The organism is Lysobacter enzymogenes, from assembly GCF_017355525.1.
Taxonomy (GTDB): Bacteria; Pseudomonadota; Gammaproteobacteria; order Xanthomonadales; family Xanthomonadaceae; genus Lysobacter; species Lysobacter enzymogenes_C.
Window position 1 is genome coordinate 1130606 of the sequence record NZ_CP067395.1, and the last position, 21794, is coordinate 1152399.

Sequence of the window (21794 nt, forward strand, 5' to 3'; positions counted from 1 at the left end):
ATGGTCGGGTTGTCGCGGTCGCGGCTCGCGCCGCTCCTACAGGGAGCAACCCAACCGCGCTCAGCGATTGGCGACGCCGTGCGGCACGTGCCCCGCCGCGACGTGCCCGCGCGCCGAGGCGATGTTGCTTTCGGAGTCGTCGAAGAAGATGTCCGCGCCGAACGCTTCCAGGAACGGCCCCTTGGCGCGGCCGCCGAGGAACAGCGCTTCGTCGAGGCGGATGCCCCATTCGCGCAGGGTGCGGATCACCCGCTCGTGCGCGGGCACCGAGCGCGCGGTGACCAGCGCGGTGCGGATCGGCGCGTCCTGGCCGACCGGGAACGCGGCCTGCAGGCGATGCAGCGCATCGAGGAAACCGCGGAACGGGCCGCCGGACAACGGCTCGCCGGCGTGGCTGCGTTCGTGCTCGGCGAACGCGGCCAGGCCGCCTTCGCGCGAGACCCGCTCGCCTTCGTCGTCGAAGATCACCGCGTCGCCGTCGAAGGCGATGCGCAGTTGATCCGGCGGCAGGTGCGGGGCCAGCTTGGAGTTCGGCACCGCCGGCAGCAAGGTCGCCGCAGCGATGCCGGCTTCGAGCGCGGCGGTCACGTCGTGGGCGTTGGCCGACAGGAACAGGTCGGCGCCGAACGGCCGGATGTAGGGAAACGGCGGCGCGCCGTTGCTGAACGCCGCGCGCTTGATCGACAGGCCGTGATGGGCGATGGAATTGAAGATGCGCAGCCCGCTGTCGGCGGAGTTGCGCGAGATCAGGATCACCTCGACCCGCGGCGCCTCCGGCGGCGCGTCGCGGTTCAGCGCGAGCAGCTTGCGCACCAGCGGGAAGGCGATGCCGGGGCGCAGGATGTCGTCCTCGCGCGCGCGCTGGAACGCGGCATAGGCGTCGATGCCTTCGCGTTCGAACAGCGAATGGCTCTCTTCCATGTCGAACAGGGTGCGCGAGGAAATCGCGACGATCAGGGGGTCGGCATCACGGTCGGGCATGGGGGCATTGTGCCTGAGGTGCGGGGATTCGGGATTCGGGATTCGGGAGTTGGTAGTTGGGAGTCGGTCGTTGAGTCGAGGGTTGCGTCGTTGGTCGATTGGCGCGGTCGCGGCTCGCGCCGCTCCTACAGGTAGGTCGCGCGCCATGGCGCGAACCGCGGGCGGTGGCCGTGCCGATCCGGACGCTCCGGCGTGTCGCGACGGGCGGCTCGGCCGGCGCCGCTCGCCCCCGCCGCCGATGCGGTATCGTGCCGCACTTCCCGCCGCACGCCCGGACCCGCTCGATGCCCGCCAGTCCCGCCGCCACCGCCGCCGATCCGCAACTCGGCCACGCCCTCAAATCGCGTCAGTTGGTGATGATGGGCCTGGGCAGCGCGATCGGCGCCGGCCTGTTCCTCGGCTCCGGCGTCGGCGTGCAGACCGCGGGCCCGGCGGTGCTGCTGTCGTACCTGATCGCCGGCACGCTGATCATCATCGTGATGCGCGCGCTCGGCGAAATGGCCGCGGCGCGGCCGACCAGCGGCGCGTTTTCGGTGTATGCCGCCGATGCGATGGGCCCGACCGCGGGCGCGACCCTGGGCTGGCTGTGGTGGGTTCAGATCGTGATCGTGGTGGCGGCCGAATCGGTCGGCGCCGCGGGCTTGCTGTCCACGGTCTGGCCGGGGCTGCCGGTCGCCGCCACCTCCTTGGTGTTCATGACCGCCTTCACCCTGGTCAACCTGCTCGGCGTGCGCAATTTCGGCGAGTTCGAGTTCTGGTTCGCGATCCTCAAGGTCGCCGCGATCCTGGCCTTCATCGCGATCGGCGCGGCGCTGCTGCTCGGCCTGCTGCCGGACGTGCCCTCGCCCGGCCTGTCGAACTTCAGCGAGCACGGCGGCTTCGCGCCCAAGGGCTGGGCCGGCGTCGGCGCGGCCTTGCTGGTGGTGGTGTTCGCGTTCGGCGGCACCGAGATCGTCGCGGTCGCCGCGGCCGAGACCCAGGACCCGCAGCGCAGCATCACCCAGGCGATCCGCACCGTGGCCTGGCGCATCCTGGTGTTCTACATCGGCTCGCTGGCGGTCATCATCGCGGTGGTGCCGTGGACCAGCGAACACTTGAAGTCGCCGTTCGCGGCGGTGCTGGAAGTCGCGCGGATTCCCGGTGCGGCCACGGCCATTACCTTGGTCGCGGTGGTGGCGCTGCTGTCGGCGCTCAACGCCAACCTCTACGGCGCCTCGCGCATGATCTATTCGCTGGCCCAGCGCAGCGAAGCGCCGCGCTTGCTCGCCCACCTCAGCCGCAGCCAGGTGCCGGTGGCGGCGGTGCTGGCGAGCGTGGCGTTCGGCTTCGTCGCCACCGCGCTGGAGCTGCTGTATCCGGACAAGGTGCTGCCGGCGCTGTTGAACGTGGTCGGTTCGACCTGTCTGTTGGTGTGGACGCTGTCGCTGGTCTCGCAGCTGATCCTGCGCCGCCGCGCGGACCGCGCCGGCACCGTGCTGCCGTTCAAGATGTGGGCGTTCCCGTACGTGACCTACATCGGCCTGGGCATCCTCGCCCTGGTGTTTGTGCTGGCGCTGATGACGCCGGGGCCGCGGGTGCAGTTGCTGTCGACGGTGGGGCTGACCTTGGGCATCGCGGCGATCAGCGAGATCGCGCGGCGGATCCGCGCGCGGGGTTGAGGGCGGTTTCGCCGTAGCTGGGACGGCGCAGTCGCGGCCTGGGCTCATGTAGGAGCGGCGCGAGCCGCGACCGCGAATCCACAACCACGGCGCCTGCCGCCCCTGCCCGCCGGCCTCAACCGACCTTGACCAACTGATGCAGCGCCAGCGCCCCACCCGGGAACTGGTGCAGACGCCCGCCTTCGGCCAAACCGCCCAGGTCCACCGTGAAGTAGCCGGTCCGCTGCAACAAGCCCGCGACCTCGGCCTTGGCCGCCGCGTCGTCGCCCGACAGGAACAGCGTGCGCTGCCCGCCGTCGGCGTGCGGATCGCTGCCGAGCACCGGCGCCAGCAAGTGATTGAGCGCCTTGACCACGCGCGCGCCCGGCACGAGTTCGGCGAACGCCTCGCTCGAGGTCTTGCCGCCCAGGTCGAACGGCTTGAACTCCGGCGCCTCGATCGCGTTGTTGGCGTCGACCACGATGCGGCCGCGCAGGTCCAGCCCGGCCAGCGCCGCCGGCAGCTTGGACCAGTTCACCGCAACGAAGACCAGGTCGGCCTGCGCCGCCTGCGCGACCGTGCCGGCGCGGATCGACGGCCCGAGCTCGGCGAGGGTGGCGGCCAGCGAGGCCGGACCGCTGCGGTTGGACAAGGTCGCCTGGATCCCGCTGCGGGCCAGGGTGCGGGCGATGGCGGTGCCGATCTGGCCCGCGCCGATGATGCCGATGTTCATGAGGTTTCTCCTTCAAGCCTTTGATAGTGAATGACCCGGCGACGGAAACCTCAGACCGTTTCGAGGTTGTGGCGGCGCCTTGGACGTCACTATGGATGTGGCATTGCGTTCGGATAAGCCGGCAATGCTTAGAATGAATTTCAAGCGATGCTTGAAGGTAGCAACCCCGTGGAAACCCTCGCCAATCTCGAATCCTTCGTCCGCAGCGCCGAACTCGGCGGCTTTTCCGCGGCCGCGCGCCAGCTCGGGCTGAGCCCGGCCGCGGTCAGCCGCAACGTCGCGGTGCTGGAGCGCAACCTCGGCCTGCGCCTGTTCCAGCGCAGCACCCGCAAGCTGACCCTGACCGAAGCCGGCGAACGCGTCCTCGACTCGGTGCGCGAACATGTCGAGGCGCTGCGCGCCGCGCTCGGCGCGGCGGCGCTGGACCGCAGCGAGCCGGCCGGCACGCTCAAGCTCAGCCTGTCGCCCGGTTTCGGCCTGGATTACGTGCTGCCGCTGATGCCCGAATTCCTGCGCCGCTATCCGCGTCTGCGCCTGGACTGGCGCTTCGAGAACCGCCCGGTCGAGCTGATCGCCGAAGGCTTCGACGCCGCGATCGGCGGCGGCATCGAACTCGCCGCCGGGCTGGTGGCGCGGCCGCTGGCGCCGCTGCACCTGATCGCGGTAGCGGCGCCGGCGTACCTGCATCGCTGGGCGGCCGACGGCGGCGCCCTGCCCGCGCATCCCGACGATCTGGCCGGGCACGACGGCATCGTCATGCGTTCGCACCGCCACGGCCGCATCAACCACTGGACCCTGCGCGACGGCGCCGGCCGCGAAGCCGCGGCGCTGCCGCGCGAACGCATGGCCTTCGACGACCCCGAGGCGATGGCGCGCGCCGCCGCGCTCGGCCTCGGCGTGACCCTGGTCGCGGTGCAGTACGCGTTGCCGTATCTCGAAGACGGCCGCCTGCAACGGCTGTTGCCGGACTGGCATGCGGACCTGGGGCCGATCAATCTGTATTTCGCCGGCCGCAGCCTGCTGCCGGCGAAGACCCGCGCGTTCGTGGATTTCCTCGGCGCGGCCTGCGAGCGCGCCGGGCTGGCGCGACGGCTGTCAGGGCGCACGGCGGGGCCTTGACCGCCTCCGCCCCGAGCCAGCCGCGCCGGACGCGCGTCGTCCGGACCGGGCCGCGCCAAGCCGCCCTTGTGCCGTCTATCTGTTGAAACCGTTACGCCACAGCGACCACCACGGTTCGGGCGCCTGCACCAACTGCCCGGTCTTCAGATCGACCTGGAACGGCGTCCAGCCGTCGGGCGGGTCGCATTGCGCCGATCCGCGCACGCAGCCGGCGCGCACCCCGTGCAGGACCACTCCATCGACCGCGAGCATCTCCTGGCGCCAGCGCTCGCTGCCGTCCTCGTTCAAATGCCACAGGTCCAGATAACCGCCGACCAGGAAGCCGAACGTGCCGGCCGGCTCGGCCAGATCCTCCGGCACGATCACCTGCTCCATCGGCGATCCACGCCCATCGCAGAACGATCGCATCTCGCCGGTCTCGGGCCCGACCACATGGCCGTGCCTGCCCGCGACGATCACCACCGCGCGCGCCGAGCAACGCACCTCGCGCGCGAAGGTGTAGCCGCACTCGTGCCACAGATCGATCCGCAGCAACGGGCGGCCGCCGCCGTCGGCGATGCCGACGCGGTCGTCGGCCACGACCGTCGGCCGCGAGTCCCAGGCGAAGGCGATCGCCGGGACGCTTGCCCACGGCTCGGGCAGGCCTTGCAGGAATTGCGCCTGGTACATGTCCGATCGGATGGCGGTAGGCGGGCCGGCTGCGGCGCTCAGCCGCTGGTGAACTGCTCGATCAGCATCCGTTCTTCCAGGTTGTGCTCCGGATCGAACAGCAAGGTGACCGTGCGGTCGCGCGATTCGCGGATGGTGACTTCGACCACGTCGCGCACTTCGTGCGAGTCGGCGGTGGCGCTGACCGGGCGCTTGTACGGGTCGAGCACGCGGAAGCGCACTTCGGTGTCGGCCTTGAGCAGCGCGCCGCGCCAGCGGCGCGGGCGGAATGCGGCGATCGGGGTCAGCGCGATCACCGCCGAGCCCAGCGGCAGGATCGGACCGTGGGCGGAGAAGTTGTAGGCGGTGCTGCCGGCCGGGGTCGCGACCAGGACGCCGTCGCAGATCAGCTCGTCGAGGCGGGTCTGGCCGTTGAGGTCGATGCGCAGGTGCGCGGCCTGGCGGGTCTGGCGCAGCAGCGAGACTTCGTTGTAGGCCAGCGAGCCGAAGCTCGCGCCCGACTCGGTCTGCGCGACCATTTCCAGCGGCCGCAGCACCGCCGGCTCGGCCAGGGTCAGGCGTTCGAGCAAGTCGTCGCCGCCGCCGGCGTGCTGGTTCATCAGGAAGCCGACCGTGCCGAGCTTCATCCCGTACACGGGTTTGCCGAGCGCGCCGTGGCGGTGCAGGGTCTGCAGCATGAAGCCGTCGCCGCCGAGCGCGCACAGGATGTCGGCGTCGGCCGGTTCGCACTGGCCGTGGCGGGCGCTGAGTCCGGCGAGCGCGCGCTGCGCTTCGTCGGTGTGGCTGGCGAGAAAGGCGATGCGGGGCGTCGCGGTCATCGGCGGCTCCGGGAGGACCGCGTCAGCATAACCCGGCCGGTGCGGGGGATTGGTGTCGGGGCGGCGCAACGCGAGGTGTTGGCGGAATGTGTTTTTCGCGACGCGGTCGCGGTTTGCGCGCGCATTGGTACCGCGCCGTCGCGGTTTCTTCCTGTAGGAGCGGCGCGAGCCGCGACCGCGACAACGCAGCGATTGCGCAAGGTCCGTCGTAGTTGCGTTTTCGCGGTCGCGGCTCGCGCCGCTCCTACAGGGGACCGCCCACGAAAAAGCCCCTCGCCCGCGAGGGCGAAGGGCTTGGTTTCGCTGCCGCGAAGCCGGCGCGAACGCCGGCCCCGCGCATCGCCGTCAGCCGCGCGCGGCCAACTGCGACAGACGCTGCACCGCGACCGACGCGGTCGGGTAGTCCAGGGTCTTCTGCGCCGCCAGTTCGGTCAGCATCGCCAGGGTGAAGCGCAGCGACTGGTCGTCGCGGCTCAGCCACTGCTTGACCTTGGCTTCGGCGTTGGCGCCCGGCATCTTCAGCACCTGGCCGACCAGCACGCGCTGCTGGGTCGACAGTTCCTCGCGCAGCACGCCGCGCGCGACCGCGTGCCAGCGGCCGTCGACGGCCAGCGCGTCGATCTGCTCCTGCAGCCACGGCAGGCGCAGCGCTTCGCCGAGGCGGAAGTGGACCTTGGCCACGTCGACCGGCTTGAGCTTGCGCTCGCGCGCCAGTTCGATGATGTCGCAGCTCGGCTCCAGGTACGGCAGCGCCGCCAGCTGCGCGGCCAGCGCTTCCGGCACGCCCTTGGCCTTCCAGTCGGCGAACGCGGCATCGTGCGCCGGACGCTCGCCGTCGCCGAGGATGCCGTGGCCGGCGCGGATGTTCTTGAAGCCGTCGTGGTAGCGCTCCACCGCGGTGGTGATGTCGGGGATCGCGCCGGGGCGCGACAGCAGCCAGCGCGTGAACGAGCGCTGCAGGTTCCAGATCACCTGCAGGGCGTCGATCTGGGTCGACTCGGCGACCTTGCCGTCGAGCGCGTCGATCTGCGCCCACAGCTCGCGCGCGTCGAGCGTCTCGCGGGTGATGGTGAAGGCCTTGGCGACCTCGCCCGGGGTGCGGCCGCTGTCTTCCTGCATGCGCAGCAGGAAGGTCGCGCCCATCCGGTTGATGGTCGAGTTGGTCACCGCGGTGGCGATGATCTCGCGCTTCAGGCGGTGGTTCTCCATCGCCTTGGCGTACTTGGCCTGCAACGGCTGCGGGAAGTAGCGGACCAGTTCCTTCGACAGGTACGGGTCTTCCGGCACGTCCGAATCGAGCATCTGCTGGAACGCGACCAGCTTGGAGTACGACAGCAGCACCGACAGTTCCGGACGGGTCAGGCCCTGGCCGCGCGCCTTGCGCTCGGCGATCTCGGCGTCGGTCGGCAGGAACTCGATCTGGCGGTCGAGCAGGCCCTGCGATTCCAGGGTGCGGATGAAGTGCAGCTTGCTGCCCAGGCGGGTCAGGCTCATCCGCTCCATCAGGCTGATCGCCTGGTTCTGGCGGTAGTTGTCGTTGAGCACCAGCTCGGCGACCTCGTCGGTCATCGACGCCAGCAGCTTGTTGCGCTCCGGCAGCGTGAGCTTCTTCGCCTGCACCTGCCCGTTGAGCAGGATCTTGATGTTGACCTCGTGGTCGGAGGTGTCCACGCCGGCGGAGTTGTCGATGAAGTCGGTGTTCAGCAGCACGCCGTGCTGGGCCGCTTCGATGCGGCCGAGCTGGGTCAGGCCGAGGTTGCCGCCCTCGCCGACCATCTTGCAGCGCAGGTCCGCGCCGTTGACGCGCAGGGCGTTGTTGGCGCGGTCGCCGACGTCGCCGTTGGACTCGCTGCGGGCCTTGACGTAGGTGCCGATGCCGCCGTTCCACAGCAGGTCGACCGGCGCCTTGAGGATCGCGCTCATCAGTTCGGCCGGGCTCAGCGCGCTGACGTTGCCTTCGATGCCGAGCGCGGCGCGGGCCTCGGCCGACAGCGGGATCGACTTGGCCGAGCGCGGGTACACGCCGCCGCCCTTGCTGATGAGCTTCTTGTCGTAATCCTCCCAGCTCGAACGCGGCAGCTTGAACATGCGGTCGCGTTCGGCGAACGAGCGCGCCGCGTCCGGAGTCGGGTCGAGGAAGATGTGGCGGTGGTCGAACGCGGCGACCAGCAGGATGTGTTCGCTCAGCAGCATGCCGTTGCCGAACACGTCGCCGGACATGTCGCCGATGCCGACCGCGGTGAAGTCCTGGGTCTGGCTGTCGCGGCCGAGCGCGCGGAAGTGGCGCTTGACCGATTCCCACGCGCCCTTGGCGGTGATGCCCATGCCCTTGTGGTCGTAACCGACCGAGCCGCCCGAGGCGAACGCGTCGTCGAGCCAGAACTTGTGCTCGGCGGCGATGCCGTTGGCGATGTCGGAGAAGGTCGCGGTGCCCTTGTCGGCGGCGACGACCAGGTAGGGGTCGTCGTTGTCGTGACGCACGACATTAGCCGGCGGCACGATCTTGCCGTCGACGATGTTGTCGGTGATGTCGAGCAGGCCGTTGATGAACATCTTGTAGCAGGCGATGCCCTCGGCCAGCACCGCGTCGCGGTCGCCGCCCAGCGGCGGACGCTTGGCGAAGAAGCCGCCCTTGGAACCGACCGGCACGATCACCGTGTTCTTGACCATCTGCGCCTTGACCAGACCCAGCACCTCGGTGCGGAAGTCCTCGCGCCGGTCCGACCAGCGCAGGCCGCCGCGGGCGACCGGGCCGAAGCGCAGGTGCACGCCTTCTACGCGCGGGCCGTAGACGAAGATTTCGCGGTAGGGCTTGGGCTTGGGCAGGTCCGGCACCTGCGCCGAATCGAACTTGTAGCTGACGTAGCCGCGGTCGGAACCATCGTTCGCGCGCTGGTAGTAGCTGGTGCGCAACGTCGCCTGGATCGCGCCGATGAAGCTGCGCAGGATGCGGTCTTCGTCGAGGCTGGAGACGCGGTCGAGCAGCGACTTCAGCGCGGTCACCGCGGCCTCGGCCTGGGCCTCGCGCTTGCCGGCGCGGGCGGCGATGACCGGCTCGAGCGCGGCGCGCACGGCGTCGTCGCCGTCGTGCAGGGCTTCGAACTGGACCTTGAGGCGGTCCTGGCCGGCCTTGATCTCGGCCTTGCTCTCGCTGCCGGTGGTCGGGTCGAAGCGCGCTTCGAACAGCTCGACCAGCAGGCGCGCCAGCAACGGATAGCGGGCGAAGGTTTCTTCGACGTAGCTCTGCGAGAACGGCACGCCGACCTGCAGCAGGTACTTGCAGTACGCGCGCAGCATCGCGATCTGGCGCCAGGACAGGCTGGCGGCCAGGATCAGGCGGTTGAAGCCGTCGTTCTCGGCGTTGCCGCGCCAGATCTGGGCGAAGGCGTCCTCGAAGTTCTCGTCGAGGCGGTCGACGTCGATGTCGGTGTTGGCGGTCTCGACTTCGAAGTCCTGGATGTAGACCGGCTGGCCGTCGACGGTCAGCCGGTACGGGTGCTCGGAGATCACCCGCAGGCCCATGTTCTCCATCATCGGCAGCGCGTCCGACAGCGGGATGTCGTCGAGCTGGCGGTAGAACTTGAAGCGCAGGCCGCCCTCGCCCGGACGGGTCCGGCACAGGCTCAAGCGCAGGTCTTCCGGACCGCTCAGCGCGGCCAGGTGGGCGATGTCCTGCGCGGCGACGCCGGCGGAGACTTCGTCGATGTAGCCCGGCGGCAGCGCGCGGCCGTAGCGCTGGATCAGCGCCAGGCCCTGCTGCTCGCCGTTGTTGCGCACCAGCGCTTCGCGCAGGTCGTCCTGGCGGTTGCGCACGATCTCGGTCAGCTGCGCTTCGATCGCGCCGTTGTCGACCTGCACCGCCTCGCCCGACTTCGGCCGCACGATCAGGTGCAGCTGGGCCAGCGGCGACTCGCCGATGTGCACGGTGGTGTCGACGTGCTCGCCGTGCAGCTTGTCCTTGAGCATCGCTTCCACGCGCAGGCGCACGTCGGTGTTGAAGCGTTCGCGCGGGATGTAGACCAGCACCGAGAAATAGCGGCCGTAGCGGTCGCGGCGCAGGAACAGCTTGCTGCGCACGCGCTCCTGCAGGCCGAGGATGCCCGAGGTGGTCTTGAGCAGTTCTTCCTCGCCGGACTGGAACAGCTCGTCGCGCGGCAGGGTTTCCAGCACGTGGCGCAGGGCCTTGCCGCTGTGGCTGTCGGCGGCCAGGCCGGACTGCTGCATCACGTAGTTGTGGCGCTGGCGCACCAGCGGGATGTCCCACGGGCGGCGGTTGTAGGCGCTGGAGGTGTACAGGCCGAGGAAGCGCTTCTCGCCGGTCGGACGGCCCTGGGCGTCGAAGCTGAGCACGCCGATGTAGTCCATGTAGCCCGGACGGTGCACGGTCGAGCGCGCATTGGTCTTGGTCAGGATCAGCGCATCGACCGAACCCGACTGCGGCATGTAGTGGGCCGCCAGCGAGGTCAGCGCGCGCGGCTTGCCGCCCTGCTTGCCGCGCAGCAGGCCCAGGCCGCTGTCCTTGACCGCGCGCAGCACGCCTTCGCCGCCCTGCTGCACGACTTCGTATTCGCGGTAGCCGAGGAAGGTGAAGTGGTTGTCGGCGGCCCATTGCAGGAACGCCTGCGCCTCGAGCTTGCCCTGCTCGTCGATCGGCATGGTCTGCGCCGGCAGTTCGTCGGCGACCTGCTTCATCCGGTCGCGCATCTGCGACCAGTCGCGCACGATCGCGCGTACGTCGGCGAGCACGGTGTCGAGCGCCTGCTTGATCTGCGCCATCGCTTCCGGCGTCTGCCGGTCCAGCTCCAGGTGCATCAGCGATTCGGCCTGGCCTTCGCCGACCGCGAGCAGCTTGCCGGCCTTGTCGCGCTGGAACTTGACCACCGGATGGCCGAGCACGTGCACGCCGACGCCGAGGTCGGCCAGGGCCATCGTCACCGAGTCGACCAGGAACGGCATGTCGTCGTTGGCGACCTGCAGCACGGTGTGCTGCGATTCCCAGCCGTGGCTCTTGAGCTGCGGGTTGAACAGGCGCACCAGCGCGTTGCCGGGCTTGCGGTCGCGGGCGAAGTCGAGGAAGTCGGCGGCCAGCGCGGCCCAGCCGTCGGCCGCGTGCTGCGGCATCTCGTCGCTGCTCATGCGCTTGTAGAACGCCTGGGCGAAGGCCTCGGCCTCGGCATGGCGCGCCTTCGGCAGGCGCTTGCGCATGGCTTCGACGACCGGGCGCAGGTCGACCGACTGCGCGTCCAGCGGCGGCGCCGACTGCGGCGCGCGGCTGGCGGACTTGGCGGCCGGCTTGGCGGCGGCCGCGGGCTTGGCGGCGGACTTGGCGGCCGGTGCGGTCGCCTTGGCTTGCTTGGCCGGGGCCGCCTTGGCGGCCTTGGCGGCCGGTTTGGCGGGTTCGGACTTGGAAGCTTTGGGTTTGCTGCTCATGGGAACGTTTTAGGTCCGGATGGAATGAGGCCCACGCTTGCGCGCGGGCCAAGAGAGAGGTTGTTGCAGCGGATACAGCGGAATTCGTACGGCGGCAAAAGCGCCGGCGCCGTAATCGGGCGACGCCGCGGCGCAGCCGCGCGCGCCGGCGCGAAGGCCGGAGCGCGGGCCGGCGTGAAGCGCGGCGGCGACGACGGCGCGCAGGCCAGTGCCGCCGTCCTCAGGACAGGCGGTGGGCCGGGACGAGCCGAAACGTTTCATCGGCGGGGAACGTCAGCGCAGGCCGGTTTCGTTGCGGGCGATGACCAGACGCTGGATCTCGCTGGTGCCTTCGTAGATCTCGGTGATCTTGGCGTCGCGGAAATAGCGCTCCAGCGGCATCTCCTTGGAATAGCCCATGCCGCCGTGGATCTGCACGGCCTGGTGGGTGATCCACATCGCCGCTTCCGAGGCTGTCAGCTTGGCGATCGCCGCCTCGTTGCTGAAGCGGCCGCCGTTCTTTTCGGTCCGGCCCTTCTGCCAGGCCGCGCGCAAGGTCAGCAGCAGGGCCGCGTCGAGCTTGCACTTCATGTCGGCGATCTTGGCCTGGGTCATCTGGAAGGTGCCGATCGGCGCGCCGAAGGCCTTGCGTTCCTTGACGTAGTCCAGGGTGCGCTCGTAGGCGGCGCGGGCGATGCCGATGGCCTGGCTGGCGATGCCGATGCGGCCGGCGTCGAGCACGCCCATCGCGATCTTGAAGCCGTGGCCTTCCTCGCCGAGCACGTCGTCGGCGCTGGCGACGTAGTCCTCGAATTCGATCTCGCAGGTGGCCGAGGCGCGGATGCCGAGCTTGGGCTCGGTCTTGCCGCGGTGGAAGCCGGGCTTGGCGGTGTCGATCATGAACGCGGTGATGCCGCGCGCGCCCTTGTCCGGGTCGGTCATCGCGAACAGCACGATGTACTTGGCGACCGGGCCGGAGGTGATCCAGCTTTTCTTGCCGTTGATGACGAAGCTGCCGTCGGCCTGCTTGACCGCCTTGCAGCGCATCGCGGTGGCGTCGGAGCCCGACTGCGGCTCGGTCAGGGCGAACGCGCCGATTTCGCGGCCTTCGGCGATCGCGCGCACGTACAGCTGCTTCTGCGCTTCGCTGCCGAACTTGAGGATGCCGTTGCAGAACAGCGAATTGTTGACCGAGACGATGGTCGAGTGCGCGGCGTCGCCGGCGGCGATCTCGACCATGGCCAGCACGTAGGCCACCGGGTCCATGCCGGCGCCGCCGTACTCGGCCGGCACCTCGATGCCCATCAGGCCGTTTTCGCCGAGGGTGCGGATGTTCTCGAGCGGGAATTCGCCGGTCTGGTCATGGTGCTCGGCGCTGGGAGCAATCTTCTCCTGGGCGATACGGCGCGCCACGTCCTGGATCATCAACTGCTCTTCGGTAAAGCCAAAATCCACGTCGCACCTCTGCTGGGTTGAGCGCTGCGGCCGTTCCCCCTTTTCGCGGCGCGCTCTGCGGCGCGGTCGCATCCCGGAACGACCGGCGCGTTGGTTCTGCGTCCTGGTCCGCGACCGTGCATCGGGCCGCGAATGCGAATTGTAGCCGCGCGCGCCGCAGAACCCCACCCATGCGGCTGCCCCGATCTGGCGTCATGCCGGTCTTCGCCGCCGCGCTTCAGTCGCCGTTGCGGCGTGCTGCGGCGCCGCACGACTTGACCTGGGCGCACGGCCGGCACACACTTATCTCTATATCGCGATACGTTGATGAAAGCCGGGAATAGGGATTCGGGATTGGGGATTCGCAGAGCGGATCGTCCCGCCCATACCGCGTAACCGCTTTCACCGATCCCTCATCTCAAATCCCGAATCCCGACCTATGGACCTCGAAGGCTGGTCAGCCCGACTCAAAGTATTCGCCGACGCGACCCGCGTGCGCCTGCTCGCCCTGCTCGAGCGCGAGGAGCTGACCGTGGCCGAGCTGTCGGCGATCACCCGGCTGGCCCAGCCGCGCGTGTCCACCCACCTGTCCAAGCTCAAGGAAGCCGGGCTGGTGCGCGACCGCCGCGCCGGCGTCTCGGCGTACTACCGTTTCGACGAAGGCGCGCTCGACCAGGCCCAGCGCGCGCTGTGGCAGACCCTGAGCACCGGCAGCGACGATCCTTTGCTGCGCCAGGACGCCGAGCGCGTGACCGCGGTGCTGGCGATGCGCGCCTCCGACCAGAACTGGGCCGACTCGGTCGCCGGCGACATGGAACGCCACTACTCGCCTGGCCGCACCTGGGAAGCGCTGGCGCGTTCGGCGCTGCCGTTGCTGCAGCCCGGCGACGTGCTCGACATCGCCTCCGGCGACGGCGTGCTGGCCGAACTGCTGGCGCCGCACTCGCACCGCTACATCTGCCTGGACGCCAGCACCAAGGTGGTCGCCGCCGCGTCCGAGCGCCTGCGCAAGCTGCGCAACGTGGAAGTGCGCGAAGGCGACATGCACGCGCTGCCGTTCGAAGCCGAGACCTTCGACCTGGTGGTGCTGATGCACGCGCTGACCTACGCCGAGCAGCCGGCCCAGGCCGTGGTCGAGGCCGCGCGCGTGCTGCGCCCCGGCGGCCGCCTGCTGCTGACCAGTCTGGCCCGGCACGAGCACCGCGGCGCGGTCGAGGCCTTCGGCCACGTCAACCTCGGCTTCACCGAGAAGGACCTGCATAAGTTCGCGTCCAAGGCCGGCTTCGAGATCGTCAGCTGCGAGACCGTCACCCGCGAGCGCCGTCCGCCGCACTTCGAGGTGATCGCGCTGATGGCGCGCAAGCCGCAGCCCGAGCCGGCGCGCAAGCCCGGCAAGAAGTGACCGTCCGCCCGCACCCGCACCGTCGACAAGAGCAACGCCGATGAACGCCCTGCCCTGGCTCCACCCCGAACGCGCCCACGCGCTGCTGCGCGGCCTGTCCGAACGCATCCTCATCATCGACGGGGCGATGGGCACGATGATCCAGCAGCACTCGCTGAGCGAGGAGGACTACCGCGGCGAACGCTTCGCCGAAGGCTACGACCGGCTGTATTCGCCGCCGGTGCGCGAGCACGACGGCGAACACGTGCACGGCGAAGGCTGCGGCTGCGCGCGCGACCAGCGCGGCAACAACGACCTGCTTACTTTGACCCGCCCCGACATCATCGCCGGCATCCACCGCGAGTACCTGCAGGCCGGCGCCGACCTGGTCGAGACCAACACCTTCAACTCGACCACGATCTCGCTGGAGGACTACGGGCTGGAGCATCTGGCGCGCGAACTCAACTTCGAAGGCGCCAGGCTCGCGCGCGGCGTCTGCGACGAGATCGAGGCGCTCGACCCGGCGCGCCCGCGCTTCGTCATCGGCGTGCTCGGCCCGACCAGCCGCACCGCCTCGCTGAGCCCGGACGTGAACCGCCCCGGCTACCGCGCGATCAGCTTCGACCAACTGCGCGAGGCCTACCGCGAGGCCGCCGACGGCCTGATCGACGGCGGCGCCGACGTGCTGATGGTGGAAACCATCTTCGACACCCTCAACGCCAAAGCCGCGCTGTTCGCGATCGAGGAAGCCTTCGACGCGCGCGGCGCGCGGCTGCCGGTAATGATCTCCGGCACGATCACCGACGCCTCCGGCCGCACCCTCTCGGGCCAGACCGCCGAGGCGTTCTGGTACTCGGTGCGGCACGTGCAGCCGACCGCGGTCGGGCTGAACTGCGCGCTCGGCGCCAAGGACCTGCGCGTGCACGTCGACGTGCTTTCGCAGATCGCCGACGCCCACGTCAGCACCCACCCCAACGCCGGCCTGCCGAACGCCTTCGGCGGCTACGACGAAACCCCCGAGGACATGGCCGCGGTGCTCGGCGAATTCGCCCAGGCCGGGCTGTTGAATCTGGTCGGCGGCTGCTGCGGCACCACGCCGGCGCATATCGCCGCGATCGCCGCGGTGGTCGCAGGGGTGCCGCCGCGGCAGCCGTTGCAGTTGGTCGACGCGGCGGCGTGAGGCTCGCTCTCGCCCGTCGCCGCGCTCCCTACCTACCGTCATTCCCGCGAAGGCGGGAATCCAGAGACTTCAGAGTCCTGTCGCGATAAAGCCCTGGATCCCCGCCTCCGCGGGGATGACGAGCCAAAAAAACCGATACCGCCGATGACCACCGCCCTTCCCCGCCAGACCCGCCTCAGCGGCCTCGAACCGCTGCAGATCACCCCGGAAAGCAACTTCGTCAACGTCGGCGAACGCACCAACGTCACCGGCAGCGCGCAGTTCAAGAAACTGATCCTGGAAGGCCGCCTCGACGAAGCGGTGGTGGTCGCGCGCCAGCAGGTCGAGAACGGCGCCCAGGTCATCGACATCAACATGGACGAAGGCCTGCTCGACTCGCAGCAGGCGATGGTCGAGTTCATCAATCTGATCGCGGCCGAGCCGGACATCGCGCGGGTGCCGGTGATGGTCGACAGCTCCAAGTGGAACGTGATCGAGGCCGGGCTGAAGTGCCTGCAGGGCAAGGGCATCGTCAACTCGATCTCGATGAAGGAAGGCGAAGCCGAGTTCCTGCGCCAGGCGCGGCTGGTGCGCCGCTACGGCGCGGCGGTGGTGGTGATGGCGTTCGACGAGGTCGGCCAGGCCGACACCATCGAGCGCAAGGTCGAGATCTGCTCGCGCGCCTACCAGCTGCTGACCGAGCAGGTCGGCTTCCCGCCCGAGGACATCATCTTCGACCCCAACGTGTTCGCGGTCGCCACCGGCATCGAGGAGCACAACGATTACGCGGTGGCCTTCATCGAGGCCACGCGCGAGATCAAGCGGCGTTTCCCGTACTGCCACATCTCCGGCGGCGTGTCGAACGTGTCGTTCTCGTTCCGCGGCAACGAGCCGGTGCGCCAAGCCATCCACGTGGTGTTCCTGTATCACGCGATCAAGGCCGGCATGGACATGGGCATCGTCAACGCCGGCGCGCTGCCGCTGTACGACGACCTCGACGCGGATTTGCGCGAGCGGGTCGAGGACGTGGTGCTGAACCGCCGCAGCGACGCCACCGAGCGCCTGCTCGAGATCGCCGACCGCTTCAAGGGCAAGAAGGGCGAGAAGAAGGTCGAGGACCTGCGCTGGCGCGACAAGCCGGTGCGCGACCGCCTCAGCCACGCCCTGGTCCACGGCATCGACCAGTGGATCGAGGAAGACACCGAGACCGCGCGCGCCGAATCGACCCGCCCGCTCGACGTGATCGAAGGCCCGCTGATGTCCGGCATGAACGTGGTCGGCGACCTGTTCGGCGCCGGCAAGATGTTCCTGCCGCAGGTGGTCAAGTCGGCGCGGGTGATGAAGAAGGCGGTCGCTTATCTGCTGCCGTACATCGAAGCCGAGAAGCTGCGCACCGGCGATGTCGGCAAGTCCAACGGCAAGATCGTCATGGCCACGGTCAAGGGCGACGTGCACGACATCGGCAAGAACATCGTCGGCGTGGTCCTGGCCTGCAACAACTTCGAGGTCGTCGACCTCGGGGTGATGGTGCCGGCGCAGACCATCCTCGATCGCGCCCGCGCCGAGAACGCCGACCTGATCGGCCTGTCCGGCCTGATCACGCCGTCGCTGGAGGAGATGAGCCACGTCGCCCGCGAAATGCAGCGCCAGGGCTTCACCATGCCGCTGCTGATCGGCGGCGCGACGACCTCGCGCGCGCACACCGCGCTGAAGATCGACCCGCACTACAAGGCGCCGACGATCTGGGTCAAGGACGCCTCGCGCGCGGTCGGCGTGGCCCAGTCGCTGATCTCGATCGAACTGCGCGAGCCGTTCGTCGCCGCCAACGCCTCCGACTACGCCGAGATCCGCCAGCGCCATCGCCAGCGCGGCGACGGCAAGCGCCTGGTGTCGCTGGACAAAGCCCGCGGCCAGCGCTTCGACGGCGGCTGGAGCGAGTACGCGCCGCCGGCGCCGAACGCGCCCGGCGTGTACGTGTTCGACGATTACCCGCTCGACGAGTTGGTCGACTACATCGACTGGACGCCGTTCTTCAACACCTGGGAACTGGCCGGGCGCTACCCGGCGATCCTGACCGACGAGATCGTCGGCACCCAGGCCAGCGAGCTGTACCGCGACGCGCGCGCGATGCTCAAGCAGCTCGTCGCGGAGAAGTGGATCCAGGCCAAGGCGGTGTTCGGGCTGTGGCCGGCGAATGCGGTCGGCGACGATGTCGACGTCGACCTGAGCGTCGCCCTCGATGCGGCGCCGCTGCCGGCGGACGGCGCCGGCGGCGTGCAGCCGCGCCGCGTCGGCAACGGCGTGGACGGCACGATGCGCTTGCACTTCCTGCGCCAGCAGGTCGACAAACCGGTCGACCGCCCCGACTTCTGCCTGGCCGATTTCATCGCGCCGAAGGACAGCGGCCGCCAGGACTGGATCGGCGGCTTCGCGGTCACCGCGGGTCTGGGCATCGAGCCGCACGTGGCGCGCTTCGAGGCCGATCACGACGACTACAACGCGATCATGCTCAAGGCCCTGGCCGACCGCTTCGCCGAAGCCCTGGCCGAGCGCCTGCATGAGCGCGTGCGCAAGGAGTTCTGGGGCTACGCGCGCGACGAAGCGCTCGACAACGACACCCTGATCGACGAAGGCTACCGCGGCATCCGCCCGGCCCCGGGCTACCCGGCCTGCCCCGAGCACAGCGAGAAGCGCAGCTTGTTCGACCTACTCGACGCCAGCGCCCACACCGGCCTGGAGCTGACCGAAAGCTTCGCCATGTACCCCGCCGCGGCGGTGTCGGGCTATTACTTCAGCCATCCCGACAGCCAGTACTTCGTGGTCGGCCGGGTGTCCAAGGAACAGGTCGAGGACTACGCCCGGCGCAAGGGCGCCAGCGTGGCCCAGGCCGAGCGCTGGCTGGCCTCGAATCTGGATTACGATCCCGAGTGAACCGCGCCGGCCGGCGCCGGCGCCGCACCAGGGACCATCACGGATGAGCGACATCCTCCTGCCCGAAGACCTCGACGAGAGCGAGTCCAACGACCCGCTCGGCAATCGCGCCTTCATCGAAAAGCACGCCGCGCCCGGCCGCATCGGCCTGTGCGGCGGGCGCGACTTCATCAACAAGCTGATCCGCAAGGCGCAGTCGCCGCTGACCGAGGACGGCCACCGCAGCCTGTGGTCGCACGCCTTCGTCTTCAGCGAACGGCGCGTCGACGGCCAGTGGTGGGTCATCGAGTCCGACCTGGACCTGCGCTACCGGCAGATCCGCCTGGGCGTGCAGGAAAACCGGGTGGCGCGCTACTACGACGCCGAAGCGTTTCCGAACATCGCCATCCTCGACTTCGGCTTGAGCCCGGAGCAGGTGCTGCAAGTGCAGAAGGCCGGGCTGGACCTGCTGGCCGGGTTGTCGAGCTATTCGCTCAGCGAACTGCTCGGCACGATGATGGCCATGCACAGCCGCCGCCTGCGCAAGCGCGGCAACCTGCTGGCCAAAGACGGCGCGCTGTTCTGCTCGGCGCTGGTGCAGCACTGCTACCTCGCCGCCGGCATCGAGTTCCTGCCCGGCGTGCCCGGCAAGAACATCGCGCCGCACGACATCGACGAATCGCCGCTGCCGCATGCGACGCATCGCATCCTGCGCGACCTGGGCGTGTCGACGGTGCGCGAGTTGGGGCATTCGCTGCGCGAGCGGCTGGCTTCGTCGCTGGATTGAACTTTCGTCGGATTCAACCATCGTTGGATTGAGCCGTCGCTGGATTCGGCTATCGTCGGATTCGGCCATCGCCGGATCGAGCCCGGACCCGCGCCGGCGCGAACGGCGCGGCCGTCGCGCGGCGTTGCGGATAAACCGCGACGCGTCACGCATCCGCGACGATGCTGCTGCGCGGGATACGGCTGCAGCCTAAAGTAGCGGTTCGACGCAACCGCCGGCCGCGAACGCAGCCGCGCAGCGATACCGCCGGCCGGCGCGCGCACAGCTGCCCGCCGCTGGTGCGTCCCCTGCTCCCCCCTTGCGACAGGAGTCCGCATGCCTTTCCAACTGTTCCGCACCGACAACCGCGATCCCGACACCATCGCCCGCGACGGGTTCCAGGCGCGCGCGCCGATGAGCGCGGACGCCGCCCGCCAGTTCGTCGAGCGCAGCGTGGTCGATGCCAATACGCCGCTGAACCTGCCGGTCGCGGCGCAGCGCGGGGTCATGGCGGACTATTTCGCCAGAAATCAGAGCCTGGTCGGCCTGGGTTCGCTGTATCAGGAGATCCGCCGCGAAACCAGCCAGTCGACCCTGCACGTGTCGACCTCGCCCAGCGACGGCACCGGCGGCATCCGCAGTCGCCATCTGTACGAAATCGAGGTGCCGGCGCAGCGTCTGTATGCGTGGCAGGAAGGCCGGCTCGGGCGCATCAGCGCGACGCCGACCGAAGTGTCGAGCCTGGCCGAGGCGCATCCCATCAACAACAGCCTGGGCCTGCCTCCGACCCGGCCGGTGTTGCTGACCGACGCGCCGACCCTGCGCGACTCCACGATGTTCGCCATCTCCAGCCCCAGCGGCGAAGGCGAGGTCGCCTTCCTGACCGGCATTCCGCGCGAATGGACCCAGCGCAGCCGCGCGCTGGCCGAAGGCGGCGGCTGGCAGCCGATGCCGGCGCCGGCGCAGGGCCTGGGCGCGTCGACCGTCGCCACGCCGGTCGCGACGCCGGCGGCGCCGGTCGCGTCGAGTTCTTCGGTTTCCTCGCCTGCCGTGCCGACGCCATCGACCACGCCGGTAACGACTGCGCCGGTCGCGTCGACCTCATCGCTCTCCTCGCCCGCCGTTTCGCTGTCCGCATCGAACCCGGGTTCGAGCAGCGCCTCGCCGGCCATGCCGTGGACGGCTTCGGCCTCCTCGACCCAGGACCACGCCGAAGGCCGCCGCCCGCCGCCGGTGCCGGCGCGGCCGCTGTCGATGCTGACCCATCCGTACCAGGAAGCCGGCCATTCCAGGCACGAGGCGTACGAGCAGGCGCGCGACGGCTTGCAGCGATTGCAGCCGCAGCGTCCGGCCGGCGAGCGCTCGCTCGCCGCCGCGGCCCTGGCCGATGCCGCCCACAACGCGACGCCGCCGCTGCCGCGCATCGATCACGTCGCCGAAGGCCCCAACGGCCGGCTGTTCGCGGTCCACGGCGAATTGGGCAACTCGGCCGCCCGTTACGCGCATGCCGATCCGGCGCAGGTCAAGGCGCAGGCGCAGGTGGTTTCCGATTACGCGGCGGGCCGTCTCGCCGCGAGCCACACCGCGTCTGCGAGCCAGCGCGCGCCGGCTGCGGCGACGCCCGGGCAACAGCCGCAGGCGCCGAATGTGGCGCAGGCGCCGCAACAACAGCAACAAGAGCAGCCCGCTCAGCAGGAAGGCAATCGGGTGCGCGCGCTGGCGGCGATGTTCGAAGCGTCCGCTGCGGATCAGAACCAGAACCAGGGCGGCCAGAACTCAGGCGGCGGCCCGCGCCATCGCTGATCGGTTTCGCGCCGTCCCGGCGGCGCGATGGCGGCCTGCGCGCATCGCCGCTGCGGCCGCAGCGGCATGAAAAGCCTGCGAGACCGACAAAGAAAAACCGCCGCGGCCGGAGCCGCGGCGGTTCGGGTCGGTCTTCGCGCCCTTGTGCCGATCAGTCGTTGACGATCTGCTCGACGTTGTCGCGCTTCACCGAGCACTCGTCGAACCCCGACGGCGAGGTGTTGATGAACACGTTCTCGACGCAGGTCGCGTCCAGCGCGCCGACCAGGCCGCGCCCGGAGAGGCCGCGGCGCAGCATCGCGGTGTTGTGGACCAGATGCGCACGCGGCGAATACTCCATCCGCACCGCCGCCGAGCCGCCTTCGTTGAGGTCCAGCAACTGATTGCCGGTCAGCCGCGCGTCCGGCGCGCGGTCGAGCCAGATCGCGCTCCAGCCGCGGAAGCCGGCGACCACGTTGTTGATCAGCACCGGCTTGGCCGCATGCTGGATCTCGATCGCCGCGTTGGCGCCGTTGCCCGGGCCGTAATAGAAGATGCGGTTGCCGATCAGGCGCGCGTTTTCGTCCTGCGGCCGGTCGCTGCCCTGCACGGCGATGCCGATGCCGCCGGCGTCGACGGTGTTGTTGATGACCTGGGCATTGCCGCGCTCGCTGACCAGGATGCCGTAGCTCCAGCCATACAAACGGCAGTTGCGCACGGTGGCCTTGTCGCCGCGGCGCAGGTGCACGCCGATGCCGTCGTTGCCGTCGCCGGGCGTCCAGGTCAGGCGGTGGCCGGCGCAGTCGAGCTCGACGTTGTCGGCGAGGATCGCGACCGGCGCGGTGCGGTCGGCGGCGAGGCAGTACTTGCCGGGCTGGTCGATGAAGCGCCGGTCCGGGTCCAGCACGGTGTCGCAGGCCAGCGCCGAACCGGCGCCGGCGAGGCAGGCCAAGGCCAGGCCCGCATGGATGAAGTTGCGCATGAAGTCCCTCTCTG

The 21794-nt window shown here is 69.7% G+C and carries 14 protein-coding genes; 7 read left to right on the forward strand and 7 right to left on the reverse strand.

Annotated elements, in window-relative coordinates:
• Positions 1 to 60 precede the first annotated feature (60 nt).
• Complete coding sequence (locus JHW38_RS04470) at positions 61 to 981, reverse strand: 5'-nucleotidase (RefSeq protein ID WP_207524817.1); 921 nt, start codon at positions 979 to 981, stop codon at positions 61 to 63.
• Positions 982 to 1265: 284 nt separating this feature from the next.
• Between JHW38_RS04470 and JHW38_RS04475 the strand changes: the two genes are divergently transcribed.
• Entirely contained in the window at positions 1266 to 2639 is a 1374-nt protein-coding gene (locus JHW38_RS04475) for an amino acid permease (protein ID WP_207524818.1), read from the forward strand.
• Positions 2640 to 2754: 115 nt separating this feature from the next.
• On the opposite strand, the gene JHW38_RS04480 is transcribed toward JHW38_RS04475, so the two are convergent.
• Positions 2755 to 3351 carry an NADPH-dependent F420 reductase gene (locus JHW38_RS04480; RefSeq protein WP_207524819.1) on the reverse strand — a complete coding sequence of 199 codons (597 nt, stop codon included), beginning with the start codon at positions 3349 to 3351 and terminating at the stop codon, positions 2755 to 2757.
• Between the two features lie 147 nt (positions 3352 to 3498).
• On the opposite strand from JHW38_RS04480, the gene JHW38_RS04485 reads away from it, so the two are divergent.
• The gene (locus JHW38_RS04485) at positions 3499 to 4470 is read left to right on the forward strand and encodes a LysR family transcriptional regulator (protein WP_207524820.1); all 972 of its coding nucleotides are present in this window, start codon (positions 3499 to 3501) and stop codon (positions 4468 to 4470) included.
• A gap of 75 nt (positions 4471 to 4545) precedes the next feature.
• On the opposite strand, the gene JHW38_RS04490 is transcribed toward JHW38_RS04485, so the two are convergent.
• From JHW38_RS04490 to JHW38_RS04505, 4 genes are all read right to left on the reverse strand, one after another.
• Entirely contained in the window at positions 4546 to 5139 is a 594-nt protein-coding gene (locus JHW38_RS04490; RefSeq protein WP_207524821.1) for a hypothetical protein, read from the reverse strand.
• Between the two features lie 38 nt (positions 5140 to 5177).
• Positions 5178 to 5957 (reverse strand): NAD kinase, encoded by a 780-nt coding sequence (locus JHW38_RS04495; protein ID WP_207524822.1) that lies wholly within the window; start codon positions 5955 to 5957, stop codon positions 5178 to 5180.
• Positions 5958 to 6302: 345 nt separating this feature from the next.
• Positions 6303 to 11387 carry an NAD-glutamate dehydrogenase gene (locus JHW38_RS04500; protein ID WP_207524823.1) on the reverse strand — a complete coding sequence of 1695 codons (5085 nt, stop codon included), beginning with the start codon at positions 11385 to 11387 and terminating at the stop codon, positions 6303 to 6305.
• Between the two features lie 273 nt (positions 11388 to 11660).
• Positions 11661 to 12821 (reverse strand): acyl-CoA dehydrogenase family protein, encoded by a 1161-nt coding sequence (locus JHW38_RS04505; protein ID WP_207524824.1) that lies wholly within the window; start codon positions 12819 to 12821, stop codon positions 11661 to 11663.
• Positions 12822 to 13239: 418 nt separating this feature from the next.
• Here JHW38_RS04505 and JHW38_RS04510 point away from each other — a divergent pair, with 418 nt between their 5' ends.
• From JHW38_RS04510 to JHW38_RS04530, 5 genes are all read left to right on the forward strand, one after another.
• Positions 13240 to 14202: an ArsR/SmtB family transcription factor gene (locus JHW38_RS04510; protein WP_207524825.1), complete on the forward strand. Its 963-nt coding sequence runs from the start codon at positions 13240 to 13242 to the stop codon at positions 14200 to 14202.
• 40 nt (positions 14203 to 14242) lie between these two features.
• Positions 14243 to 15361, forward strand: a complete 1119-nt coding sequence (locus JHW38_RS04515) for a homocysteine S-methyltransferase family protein (protein WP_207524826.1) — start codon at positions 14243 to 14245, stop codon at positions 15359 to 15361.
• Between the two features lie 144 nt (positions 15362 to 15505).
• Complete coding sequence (gene metH, locus JHW38_RS04520; RefSeq protein WP_207524827.1) at positions 15506 to 18271, forward strand: methionine synthase; 2766 nt, start codon at positions 15506 to 15508, stop codon at positions 18269 to 18271.
• Between the two features lie 43 nt (positions 18272 to 18314).
• On the forward strand, positions 18315 to 19037 hold the full coding sequence (locus JHW38_RS04525) for a hypothetical protein (protein WP_207524828.1): 723 nt from the start codon (positions 18315 to 18317) through the stop codon (positions 19035 to 19037).
• Positions 19038 to 19352: 315 nt separating this feature from the next.
• Complete coding sequence (locus JHW38_RS04530) at positions 19353 to 20819, forward strand: XVIPCD domain-containing protein (protein WP_207524829.1); 1467 nt, start codon at positions 19353 to 19355, stop codon at positions 20817 to 20819.
• A gap of 151 nt (positions 20820 to 20970) precedes the next feature.
• On the opposite strand, the gene JHW38_RS04535 is transcribed toward JHW38_RS04530, so the two are convergent.
• Positions 20971 to 21780, reverse strand: a complete 810-nt coding sequence (locus tag JHW38_RS04535) for a right-handed parallel beta-helix repeat-containing protein (RefSeq protein WP_207524830.1) — start codon at positions 21778 to 21780, stop codon at positions 20971 to 20973.
• Between the last annotated feature and the right edge of the window lie 14 nt (positions 21781 to 21794).